Annotated in this window: 7 protein-coding genes; 6 read left to right on the top strand and 1 reads right to left on the bottom strand. The window is 42.9% G+C overall.

The features are described from left to right. Window positions 1-623: 623 nt before the first annotated feature. Together IQ246_RS16905 and IQ246_RS16900 are read left to right on the top strand one after the other, a co-directional pair. Window positions 624-1,262 (top strand): hypothetical protein, encoded by a 639-nt coding sequence (locus IQ246_RS16905; RefSeq protein WP_194004513.1) that lies wholly within the window; start codon window positions 624-626, stop codon window positions 1,260-1,262. A 93-nt stretch (window positions 1,263-1,355) separates the two neighbouring features. Next, the gene (locus IQ246_RS16900) at window positions 1,356-3,275 is read left to right on the top strand and encodes a glycosyltransferase family 39 protein (protein WP_194004512.1); all 1,920 of its coding nucleotides are present in this window, start codon (window positions 1,356-1,358) and stop codon (window positions 3,273-3,275) included. A gap of 58 nt (window positions 3,276-3,333) precedes the next feature. Here IQ246_RS16900 and IQ246_RS16895 read toward each other — a convergent pair whose 3' ends face one another. After that, entirely contained in the window at window positions 3,334-6,957 is a 3,624-nt protein-coding gene (locus IQ246_RS16895; protein ID WP_244142064.1) for an ATP-binding protein, read from the bottom strand. Between the two features lie 571 nt (window positions 6,958-7,528). On the opposite strand from IQ246_RS16895, the gene IQ246_RS16890 reads away from it, so the two are divergent. From IQ246_RS16890 to IQ246_RS16875, 4 genes are all read left to right on the top strand, one after another. Then, entirely contained in the window at window positions 7,529-8,110 is a 582-nt protein-coding gene (locus IQ246_RS16890; protein WP_194004511.1) for a KaiA family protein, read from the top strand. Between the two features lie 85 nt (window positions 8,111-8,195). After that, window positions 8,196-8,510, top strand: a complete 315-nt coding sequence (gene kaiB, locus IQ246_RS16885) for a circadian clock protein KaiB (RefSeq protein ID WP_194004510.1) — start codon at window positions 8,196-8,198, stop codon at window positions 8,508-8,510. Between the two features lie 80 nt (window positions 8,511-8,590). Further along, window positions 8,591-10,153, top strand: coding sequence for a circadian clock protein KaiC (kaiC, locus tag IQ246_RS16880; protein WP_194004509.1), 1,563 nt, complete (start codon window positions 8,591-8,593; stop codon window positions 10,151-10,153). Window positions 10,154-10,257: 104 nt separating this feature from the next. Then, window positions 10,258-12,528 carry a TolC family protein gene (locus tag IQ246_RS16875; RefSeq protein WP_194004508.1) on the top strand — a complete coding sequence of 757 codons (2,271 nt, stop codon included), beginning with the start codon at window positions 10,258-10,260 and terminating at the stop codon, window positions 12,526-12,528. Window positions 12,529-12,871 lie beyond the last annotated feature (343 nt).

Genomic DNA, 12,871 nt, shown 5'->3' with positions numbered 1-12,871 from the left:
GTAATGGGGATTGGGGATTGGGGTAGTGGTATTCAAATTAAAAATAATGTTTTCCCAGTATCCAGTACCCAGTATCCAGGGAGAGGAACGCCGCGACCTGTGAAATATTCCTATGTTGAGGATATTGGTTATAGCATAAGCTTCTTTGTTAGTATGTGAATATGTGCTGGTTTTCCAGTGTCCAAAAAAGTTTATACATTTTATCATCTCTAGAAAAGTGTAGCTCCCCGAAAGACGGCTGTCCGTATTGTAGTATCTCACAGCTAAGTAGAGTGTTCATAAAATTGGGCTGATCACACCTTGTTGCGATCGCTAGCGGCTGACTAAAAATTTTTATTGATTTTTATCAATGAATTCGCTGGCTGTGTATCCAATTTTATTTTTTTACTCAAGCCCACGGGTAATACACGAGGCACTGGGTGTTTACAATCTTCTTGAATCAATCATCAGGTGAATTACCTACACCAAAGGCTTTCTACTAAAAACGATATTTATGATACATTTTAGAGCTTAATTTTTCCGAAAAATCTATAATAGGCTACTTTTTTTGATTGCCTTTTGTGATAATGGGCTACTATTTGGTCAAGCCTAAACAAAATTCTTATTTCTAAAGACTATCCAATATGAGATTTTCAGTAGTGTATCGTAACGTTGGTGTTACAGCTTTTTGCTTGGGACTGCTTGGGCTAGTAGTAAGTTGCTTTGAGATGAGCATATCTTTTGAGCCAGCAAACACCGACATATCTACTACACAAACATCAACAGAAGCTTCACAGTTAGACAAAACTCCGTCTGTAACTGTTTCACCTGAAAAAGCGATCTCCGCCAGCTTATCTACTTCAGCAACGATCCCAAGCAATCAGGTAGAATATAGTGCTAAAAATAATACTAATCCTGTGTTGGCCCGGAATCAATCATCTGACAAAGCCAAGGGATCAGGGACTTTGCGGATGAGCAATCTCACAAATCAGCCTGTGCGGCTGGCCCTACTGGCGCGACAGGCGGGAGTCAAAAGCGCAACTTCTAAACAGGCTAACTATGATGTTCCAGCACATTGGGACTTTGCTCCCAAAGAAGGTGGTGAAAAAGGGCTGATTCTATCCTTGCCTCAAGGTAACTTAAAGCTGGAAAAGGGGGATATTTTAGTTGCCTTTGCACAAGATGGTTCCCGTCGCTACTGGGGCCCGTATGTTGTGGGGGAAACTTCTTCACCTACGTGGAATACCCAAAGCAGAGAATGGCAACTAGTTCTGAGTCCATAGTTCGTAGTTCATAATGAAAAACTCAAAAAGAAGGAAGAACAAAACATCAATAACCAACGACTTATTGACTAGTGACTGTTGACTATTGATTGATTGAGGCTGAAATTGAGTGTTACAAGCGCTGTTGAGCAGTGGTTCAACAATCTAGGAAAGCGTCCAGCCCTTGCTGTGATGGTGTCGATTTTATGGTTGAGTTTAATTGGTTGGGTTGCTTTTGGGTGGAATTTAGGCAGTATTGGCTTGATTGATGAAACAGAGCCACTGTTTGCCGAAGCTTCGCGTCAGATGTTTGTTACAGGTGATTGGATTACGCCATTTTTCAACGGCGAGACTCGTTTCGATAAACCTGTTTTAATTTATTGGTGTCAGGCGATCGCCTATGCAATCATTGGAGTAAATGAGTGGGCAGTACGTCTTTCCTCTGCGATCGCTGCAATGGGCGTAATTAGTTTGGCTTTTTACACCGTACAGTGGTGTCTAGCAAAACAAGACGAATTAGAAAAAGTTTCACGTTCTACTCGCCGCTACTTAACAGCATTTGTGGCATCAGCTATGATGGCACTCAATCCCGAAATGATTATTTGGGGGAGAACGGGTGTCTCAGATATGCTGCTCACCGGATGTATGGCGTCAGCATTGTTATGCTTCTTTCTGGGGTATGCAGGAAAAGGAAGTACTCAGGACTGGGGACTGGGGATTAGAGAGGAATTTTTCCAATCTCGGAGCGAAATTACTTCTCCATTCCCCAATAAGTGGTATTTAGCTTGTTATGTACTAATTGCAGCAGCAATTTTAGCTAAAGGCCCGGTAGGAATTGTCTTACCAGGGTTAATTATTGCTGCGTTTTTGCTCTATTTAGGGAAGCTGCGGGAGGTGTTGCGAGAAATGCGCCCCCTTATAGGTATCTTAATTATTTTCGGTTTATCAGCGCCTTGGTATGCGTTAGTGACTTGGCGCAATGGTTGGAGTTATATTAACTCCTTTTTTGGTTATCATAATCTGGAACGCTTTACGGGCGTTGTCAATCATCATTCAGCTCCCTGGTATTATTACTTTTTAGTGGTGCTTTTAGGCTTTGCGCCATATTCAGTGTATTTGCCGATCGCAATAACTAGGCTAAAGTTTTGGCAGCGATCGCACTGGCGTTTACAGGAACGCTCTCAGCAATTGGGTTTATTTGCGTGGTTCTGGTTTGCTGGGATCTTTGGCTTTTTCAGCATTGCTGTCACCAAACTCCCTAGTTATGTGTTGCCTTTAATGCCAGCAGCGGCTATTCTAGTGGCGCTGTTGTGGAGCGATTTTTTCCAAGCTACAAAGGCAAAGCAAACAATTCTTTCCCCCTCTTTTCATCCCCCATCTCCCTCCCCTTTTCTCCGGGTAAGCGGCTGGGTGAATGTTGTATTTCTATCATTTTTGGCAGTAGGAATGTTTAATTTAAGCCAATTATTAGGTAGAGATCCGGCTATACCCAACTTCCGTATACTAATTCAAAAGTCGGGTTTACCAGTAACAGGGGGTGTAATTTGGCTTGTTTGTGCTGTCTTAGTTGCAGGTTTGTTACTAAATCGCCGTTGGAATTACATTATCAATATTAATTTGCTGGGGTTTGTGGCATTTTTGATCGTTGTCTTAACGCCTGCGATGTTTTTTATTGATCGGGAGCGTCAATTACCCTTAAGAGAATTGTCTGTGATCGCACTGCAATCAAAACAACCAAATGAAGAATTGGTAATGATGGGCTTTAAAAAACCTAGTGTGACATTTTACAGCCAAACCCAGGTAAATTATTTAAGATTTCCTCAAGAAGTTGTCAAGCATATTCAAAACGAGGCAGCTAAGACACCACAGCCACCTTCGTTACTGCTTCTAGCTGAGCAGAAAAAGTTTCTCAAAATGAACTTAGAGCCAGATGATTACAAGAATTTAGCCACCAAGGGAGCTTATAATCTGATTCGAGTTCCTTTTAAGAAAAGGAAAAATCAAAAACTAGATATCTCATTTGATGTTCATTAAATTGTGATTTGTGAAAAACCAATGCCCCATGCCCCATGCCCCATACCCAATGCCCTGATCAGAATTTGTTATGTTGAGCGTTGGCAGCTAGAGCTTGATTGATCTGGTTTAATAAGTCTTCCATTGATATGGAACGCGGTAGGATTTGAGTTGCGATCGCCCCCACAACAGTTTCTATAGATTCCAATCCATTCTTCCTCTGCTTCTGAATTTGCTCATGAGCAACCTCTGGCTGAGAAATTACCTCGGTGCGATTTAATCGCTGGTTGAGTACCAAAATTGGTGGTAACTTGAAAGGTAAATCTTTCAATGCTCTGAGTGCTTTTAGCATCTCTTTATGAATGGCGGATTCTCCTAAGCAAATCAGTAATAAGTCAACGCTTTGGTGACGAATTTGTTGTAGCACTTCTGCCCAACAGCGAGCCATCGCTGCTTTAAAACCTCCTGTTTGTAAGTATTGAATTAAGGCTTGGAACCATTCAGATCCCCGTTCAGCAGTTTCACTACTGATCGAGCAATTTTTTTGTGCTCGATAACCTTTTACCTGCTTACGTCTTCCCTGCGGTAAATCACGCAGCATTGTTAAATCAACTACTAATATGTTGGGAGGGCAGCAGATACCAGAGGCAATTTGCAGTACCGACAATAAAGCATCTGTTTTCCCGCTGCAACTGTTGTCTTTACCAATTGGTGTTAAACAGGGAAACACAGCTAACCCTGGTATTTGAGAGGCCGCCAAGGTGGTTGCGACATCACAAGTAACCAACGGCAGAGCCGCCAAACGTGCGTGTCCAGTAAGTTTTTGCAGGTAATCTTGGGCAACAGAACCTTCTACATCTAGTAAAACTACATCGAACTGCCAAACTCGCGCTAAGAGTTCTGCTTGATCTAAGTCATCTACTTCAATCACCCGGTGTTCTCGAAGTGAGGGGTGGGGATTGACCGATTCCAACTCAGGATTCACCAACCTGAGAATTCTCAGTGGAGTGTTAGCCGGGATGGTTTTGCTGCTATCTGACCCTAACTGAGGAACTTCTGGTGTGGCACATAATTTTTCCAGGGTTGGTGCCAAAACCTGATGCTCCACTGGCAAGCTTAAGAAACCATCGGCTCGGTTGGCAAATGCTTGCTCCTTTTCAGCTCCCGTCGCTGTGACAATTACGGAGATATGGCGAGTGGCATTATCAGATTTTAGTAAAGTCAGCACATCCCAACCAGACAATAAGGGTAGCAAGGGATTCAAAAATATCGCTATTGGTTGCAAGCGCCTAGCTTTTTCTACCGCCTCTGTTCCCGATCGCGCAATGACGACTCGATAGCCTAAACCTTTGAGTTGTTCGGTCAAATCCTCGATATATCGGGCTACTGCTTCGACTACCAAGACCAACCGTTGCGAAGATGTGGGGTGATGCTGCGAGGGCGCACTGACAAGCTGACGAGTTGTTGTAGGGATTCCTCTTGGCTGTATCTCCCAGTCTTCAGTGGTTCCCACCTCTGGCTCAGAAAAGCTTGTTTTCGGAGGGCTTGGTGGTAGAAGCAGTGTAAACTGGCTGCCTTTACCTTCACGAGATAAGAAGCTGACATCTCCTCCGTGGAGGCGAGCCAGGGCCCTAGTTAATACTAGCCCCAGACCTGTGCCTTCAAACTGGCGGGTGAGAGGATTTTCTAGTTGTTGGAATTTTTGAAATATTAAATGTTGTTGATGTTCGGGAATGCCGATGCCTGTGTCCCAGATGGTAAAGGCAATCCATCCTTCCCAACGACTCACCCGCAACCCAATTTCACCAGATATTTCGGTGAACTTAAAGGCGTTGGAAAGTAAATGTACTAGCATCTGGCGCAAGCGCAATTCATCTGCCACGATCTGGTCTAAGCCTAGTTCAATGGAGAGAGTGAATTCAGGAGTGGATGAGCGTGCTTGAGGTTGGGCGGTAGTTGATGATTTGGTAGTTTGAGTGTGAATAGCTGTTGCTTCTGATAGGGCGCGATCGCACACAGCACGAATTTTGACTGGGGTCAACGTCAAATCCATCTGTCCCGTCTCCATGCGGGTCAAATCTAAAATGTCATTGACTACACTCATCAAGTGACGTCCACTTTGATGAATTAATCCCGCGTAACGGGCTTGACGCTCATTAAGTTCTCCCAACTGCTGATCCACGAGCAACCGTGATAATCCCAGAACAGCAGTCAACGGAGTCTTCAGTTCATGACTAATACAAGCTAAAAACTCATCCTTTAACCGATTCAGTTGGATTAAATCGGCATTCTTAGCTGCTAGTTCTTTGCAAAGCTGCTGCTGTTCAGTCACATCAGTAGCTAACACTAACCATAAATCAGTGTTGAGTGCTGAAAAGCCAGCCGCGTGCTCAGAGTTTTCAGTATGTCGCCTTCCAACGCTCTGAACTTCTCCTAGCAAAGACGCTGCGCGAACGGAAGATTCTCCCCATTGAGCGGACTGGCGTTGCTGAGGAGCTAGTGTAGAGGTACTGGCGTTGCCTAGAAGAACCTCTGGATCAGTATTCAGAACTTTCAACTCCGGACTATCTAAGGGAATTTTGGCAAACTGCCAGATTCGTTCCTGACCATTTTGAACTTCGACAACGCAGGTGCAAGTACCTACCTGACTATCCAAGAAGCACCGACTTGATGGAGTCTCTACAACTGCTTGCTGTTCCTGGTTCTGAGATTCCGACATTGGCAAGCCTGGTTGGGGCATTGCTTCACCCTGGAACGACAAGGTATGTTCTTCTGAAAGATGTTTGTTCGATGTTGGTTGTCCTTGATCGTCAAGATCATTTCCTCTACCATTGGGATGAACCTTGACTGCTTTTTGGGTGGCGTATTCTGGTTTGTTGACTCGCACAGGAGCAAGTATTGCCTCAACCTGCTGCTTGACTCCTTCTGGATCTTTTAAAACTCCTAATTGCTGCCACCAAGCTGGATTTTGCGCTACTACCTCACCTGTACCCGTTTGCAACATCAAAGGCCAAGGCAGTTTTTCCAATAACTGTACTAGTGAGTTGTGTACTAGTGGCTTGCGTTCATTTTGCGCCTGCGTTGACGAGTGAGTTGTCACACTAGCATCATACTCTTGGGGAGTCCCTTGAGATGCCCTCTGGGCAGTGGAGCCAAGGGGAAATGAGCCTGCCACTCTCTCCTTAACCAACAATTGCAACAAGCGTAAGCTATCTACCAGCCCTAAAAACTTGCCATCAGAGTCAATCAGTGCCCAATCTAAATTCTGGTGTTTTTGGGCTTGTTGGTAACGCAACCACCAGCTTAATTGCTCTACATGCTTTGAAGCTGGTATTGTCTGTATTGGGTCAATTAGAGTTTGACCAAAGGTGGAGAGTGACTGCTGTAAATTTAAAAATGTATCACCATCATCTGCTAATAATTTTTGTATTAAACGGGCAGAATACAGCAACCCTATGGGGCTTTGCTGTTGATTTACTACCACCAAGCGATCGCACTGCTCTTTCTCAAAAATCTCCAGCACCACTGCCAGAGCACTTGTTTCTAAGCAGCTTGGTACGGTTGCTAGAAAGTCATAAAGCGGGTACTGTAGCATTGACATAGGGATTTGGGGGTCATTCTTCATGTGGGAACCTCCGGCATGATTATCTGCCAACTGCTGATGCTCTTTGCGCCTGAAGTAATATCCCCCAAGAAGACTCATATAAGCGATTCTGGTTACAATTTCAACGCTATTAAAATCATGTAATCGGCTTTGCTATCACGGACACTTGCTTGCGTCCAATTTTTTTAGATCTGTGGCGTTTGTGTTTGCCACTCTGATAATTTTTCAGATAGTAGCCTTAACGGTATCCTACTGGTATTGAAACTCCTCATCGATAGCAACGGTTAAAACAATTATGGCTCCAAAGATTCGCTTTAGAACCTTGAGGAATTATAATGATTTAGAATGCCATAAACCTTTAAGTTCGTTTAAGTATCTTATCAAGGAGTGAAATCTAAAAATCTATAGGTAGATAGATACGTATATACGAAGCATAATTTAAATATTGCACCCTCTTCGGCGAATGCCTCATCAACGACCTACTAAGTATTAAAACTTAGTCGCTGCATCAGGTTGTTAAGTGACCAGCACTATTTGTTGACGTCAAGCATTGCCCTGATGTGGAACGACAAGTTTACTCCACACTCAGTTTGACAGTGGAAGCGCCCACCAGACCTAATTCAGTTAACCCCTCTTGGTCAACGCGATCAAGGAGATATGTAAATCATAAATGTTATTACCTATATTGATTCTGGAACCTAATGTTAAAAAATGCTTAAATAATCCGTTTTATTCGGGTAAACAGCAAGGTTTGAGCAAGTGGATATGGAAACTTTTCTATACAATCATTGGACAGTTATCCTATTTTCCTATCGCTGCAACTATTCCTGCTAAAACCTACTCTTTACCTAGGTGGGTAAAACAAAACCTATATGAACAATCAACAGAAGCATATTCCTATGTATTTACATGCCACAAGCAAAAAAATCAGCAGCTATTTCAGCAGATGACTTCAAGCGATCAGCAGATACTATTAGAGCAGCTTAAATCAGATTATAGCCAAATACTAATATATTACTTCACCACAGAAAAAAACCTTAAAGAAAAAATTGATAAATTTATCAATGCTGTATTTTATGCTAGTATTCCTGTGCCCCAAATCATCAAAATTCACATGGAGTTAATTGAAGAATTTTCCATACAGCTAAAACTAGAAGGAAGGAGTGATGAAACATTACTTGATTACCGCTTGACATTGATAGATATATTGGCTCACTTGTGCGAAGTCTATAGAGGTTCGATTTCTAAGTAAATCCGATTTATTTATTTTATGTTTAACTTGGCACAAGCTGCTAATATAACCTCCTCGCAATCCACAAGCATAGGCTGTATTTAATATGAATAAAGCCAGAAAGACCTATGTTCTCAAGCTTTATGTAGCAGGGAACACCCCTAACTCAGTACGGGCCTTAAAGACACTGAAAAATATTTTAGAACAGGAGTTTCAAGGTGTTTACGCTTTGAAAGTAATCGATGTACTAAAAAGCCCGCAGCTTGCAGAAGAAGATAAAATACTAGCTACGCCAACATTATCAAAAATTTTGCCACCACCCGTTCGCAAAATTATTGGGGATCTTTCAGACAGAGAAAGAGTATTAATTGGATTAGATTTACTTTATGAAGAACTAAGTGAAGAATACTTTGAAGAGTAAAATGTTTAATCCTCAAAAAAGTTAAGTACAAAATTTAGTAATAGAATAACTGGGTTTAATACCTAATTTGTTACCAAGCAATGAGTGAAAAAGACCAAGCAGAGCAAAACAAAACGCCGTTAATTGGGGGTGTAGAAAAAATTCGCACGATGATAGAAGGTTTTGACGATATTAGTCATGGCGGTTTACCAGTTGGTAGAACTACCTTGGTAAGCGGCACTTCTGGTACAGGCAAAACTTTATTCTCTCTTCAGTTTCTCTATAACGGTATCACGTACTTTGATGAAGCAGGAGTATTTGTTACTTTTGAAGAATCACCCAGTGACATTATTAAAAATGCTTATATTTTTGGGTGGAATTTGCAGCGTCTCATTGATGAAGGTAAGTTATTTATTCTCGATGCTTCTCCTGATCCAGAAGGTCAGGATATCGTCGGTAATTTTGACCTTTCGGCACTCATTGAACGATTGCAATATGCCATTCGTAAATATAAGGCAAAACGGGTTTCAATCGATTCAATAACAGCGGTATTTCAGCAGTATGAAGCAATGGGAGTAGTACGGCGTGAGATTTTTCGTCTTGTAGCACGTCTGAAACTATTGAATGTCACTACTATCATAACTACTGAACGTAGTGAAGAATATGGCCCTGTTGCCTCTTTTGGAGTGGAAGAATTTGTTTCCGATAATGTAGTAATTGTTCGTAACGTATTAGAAGGAGAACGCCGCCGTCGAACGAGTGAAATCCTCAAATTGCGCGGTACTACTCACATGAAAGGTGAGTATCCTTTCACAATTACTAATGAAGGTGTTAACATCTTCCCATTGGGGGCGATGCGCCTAACTCAAAGGTCTTCTAACGTACGGGTTTCCTCTGGGGTCAAAACCTTGGATGAAATGTGTGGAGGTGGATTCTTTAAAGATTCTATTATTTTGGCAACGGGAGCCACAGGTACTGGTAAGACGCTGTTAGTAAGTAAGTTTATTCAAGATGGCTGCCTTTCTGGTGAACGGGCGATATTATTTGCTTATGAAGAATCACGCGCTCAACTGTCTCGCAATGCTTCGTCTTGGGGAATTGATTTTGAAGAGTTAGAACATCAAGGTCTACTCAAAATAATTTGTACGTATCCCGAATCAACTGGTTTAGAAGACCACTTGCAAATTATTAAATCAGAAATTGCCGTCTTTAAGCCAGCTCGGATTGCAATTGATTCCCTCTCAGCACTAGCTAGAGGAGTAAGCAATAATGCATTTCGGCAATTTGTAATTGGTGTTACAGGTTACGCTAAGCAAGAAGAAATAACTGGTTTCTTTACCAACACAACCGACCAATTTATGGGGTCACATTCCATTACAGACTCCCATATTTCCACGATTACAGATACAATTTTGATGTTGCAATACGTAGAAATTCGTGGAGAAATGTCACGGGCAATTAACGTCTTTAAAATGCGGGGATCATGGCACGACAAGGGTATCCGTGAGTACAATATCACTGCCGATGGCCCCGAAATTAAAGATTCTTTCCGTAACTACGAACGAATTGTCAGTGGTGCTCCAACCCGCGTTAATATTGATGAAAAGGCGGAACTTTCTCGCATTGTTAGACGTTTTGAAGACAAACAGAGTTCCGATCCTTAAATTTGGTATCGTAGTATATCCCTTCCTAAATTTAGTATCGTGCTATATTCTGTGGTGAGGAAAAGGTTTCTGCCGCTAGATTGATTTTCGTGTGAGGCGATGCGGTGAAAGGACAGCAACTATTCTATAGCTTCTTACCTGGTGTGACAGCAGCGGTCTTAACGACCCAGCCTGCTTGGGCTGATACTGTAAAAGCAAGTGGGGTAAAGCCGAGGTCTTCTCCTAGTGTTTTGGCTTATACTCATAGTCGAGCCTTGGTTACGGGCATTATGAATACCCAACTGTCTAACAGTGGTGGTGTTAGTATTCCAGCCCTAGTACCTGCTCCTGATTTCACTAAACTCGATGTAAAGCCTTTAATTAATAAGAGTATTCCAGTGCTGGTGACTGGATATACTAGTGTACCAATAGAACAAGTACCCAAGAAAGACAAAGGTAGATTTTTCAGTTTGACATCTACCTCTGATCTTTCTCAACAGCTAAATGTGAATCATTCTGCTCAAAGCCACCAACAACAGAGTAATTCAGGCGATTATAAGCAGAAATTAGAAAATATAGTAGTTTCCAACTCTACTTCAAAACCTGCTTCTATCTCGAAACAAATCTTGCCGCTAGCTGCTGTAAAGAAGCCAGCGGTTCAGAAGAAAAATGTTGATACTCAGTTGCAGACATTTTTACAAACTTCAGCCACGGGTGCAGGAGCAGCAAAACTGTTGGTGATGGATAGGTGTTCACAGGAGGTGGGGAATAGCAAAACTGCTCCCTGGGCTTCTTTGCTCTCGACTTCAACCACGTGCCAACAACGAAATACTGCTGAAAAACGCGTGGCTCAGAATAATACCCCGACTGCGCCAGGAACTGTAACTCCTGTATCGCCAGGTTCTGTGCAAACGCCGACTGCACCAGGAACTGTAAACCCTGTATCGCCAGGTTCTGTGCAAACGCCGACTGCGCCAGGAACTGTAACTCCTGTATCGCCAGGTTCTGTGCAAACGCCGACTGCGCCAGGAACTGTAACTCCTGTATCGCCAGGTTCTGTACAAATTCCTGCTAACCTCAATCCCAGTCCAAATCCTCTGCAATATCCTACTAAACCGGAGGAAGTGACACTTCAGAGGAATGAGCCGATTACTTTGGCACAGGCTCTGGAGTTAGCACGGCGTAATAATCGGGATTTACAGGTGGCGATATTGCAGTTAGAACGCAGTCGCTCTGCTGTACGCGAGCAGCAAGCTGCTTTGTTTCCTAGTCTTGATGTTAGTACGGATATTACCCGCCAGCAGTCTGCCAGCAGTCAGCTTCAGTTGGAACAACGAGCACAACAAACGGGTTTACCACAGCCAGCAGATGAAGCTAGTACAGCTTTTTCCGGGCAAGCACAACTGACATATAACCTCTATACTTCTGGGAGGCGACAAGCTGCTATCAGGCAGGCTGAAGAACAGGCACGCTCTGATGAGTTAGCTGTAGAAACTCGGTCTGAGGAAATTCGTCTGAATGTTTCTACTGACTACTACAATCTGCAACAAGCAGATGAAAGCGTACGGATTGCTCAATCGGCTGTGAATAACTCCCAAGCTAGTTTGCGCGATGCAGAAGCTTTAGAACGAGCGGGGGTTGGTACCCGATTCGATGTGTTGCGCTCTCAGGTGAATTTAGCAAATGCCCAACAAGATCTGACTAATGCTAGCTCTCAGCAGCAAATTGCCCGTCGTCAGTTAGCTACTCGGTTAAGTTTGACGCAGTCAGTAAATATCAGCGCGGCTGATCCTGTGCAATTAGCCGGTCTTTGGAACCAGACGCTAGAGCAAAGCATTGTGCGAGCTTTTCAAAACCGTCCAGAACTGCAACAGCAGTTAGCACAACGTAACATTAGCGAGCAACAACGACGCCAAGCACTTTCGGAGCTAGGGCCTCAAGTTAGTTTTGTTGCCAGTTACAGTCTGTTAGATCAGTTCGATGATAGTGTCAGCGTTACTGATGGTTATTCAGTGGGTGTAAGGGCTAGCCTAAATTTGTTTGATGGGGGAGCATCAAGAGCAAGGGCGGCTCAGGCAAGAAGTAATATTGCGATCGCAGAAACTCAATTTGCCGAGCAACGTAACCAAATCCGCTTTCAGGTAGAACAAGCTTTTTCTACCCAGCAATCTAATTTGAACAACGTTCAAACTGCCAATACTGCTTTAGAACAAGCTAGGGAAGCTCTACGTTTAGCGCGTTTACGGTTCCAAGCTGGTGTAGGTACTCAAACTGATGTCATTAACTCCGAAAATGACCTGACAAGAGCTGAAGGTAATCGAGTTCAAGCGATTTTGGATTACAACCGCGCTTTAGCTCAGTTACAACGAGCCGTCACAGCCAGAGGATTACCCTAGTACCATGCATCTGCTATCAAGGCATCGCAAAATAAAATAGCGTTTTTTATGAAAAACCACGCGCTACTTGCGAGCGTGGTTCCCCACCGCTTTTTATGAAAATCTCCAAAAAATCTTCTATTGCAGTGTTATTGCTGAAGTAGAAGATTTTTTGGTAAAAAAAGTTGCATTCTAACAGATGTTGGGAACTACGAAGCTTAAAGTGAGTGCATTTATACTTAGGGTAACAATCACCAATTATCGTGATTAGGATAGAAGTTATTGATATACTTTACCAATAGCTCTATTGTCTGAGTCAAAATTGGACTAACATAACTGAGTGTTCAATCCCTCGCCTTGTCAA

It is taken from the genome of aff. Roholtiella sp. LEGE 12411, assembly GCF_015206995.1.
Taxonomy (GTDB): domain Bacteria; phylum Cyanobacteriota; class Cyanobacteriia; order Cyanobacteriales; family Nostocaceae; genus Komarekiella.
This window is presented reverse-complemented; position numbering and strand designations above follow the sequence as displayed.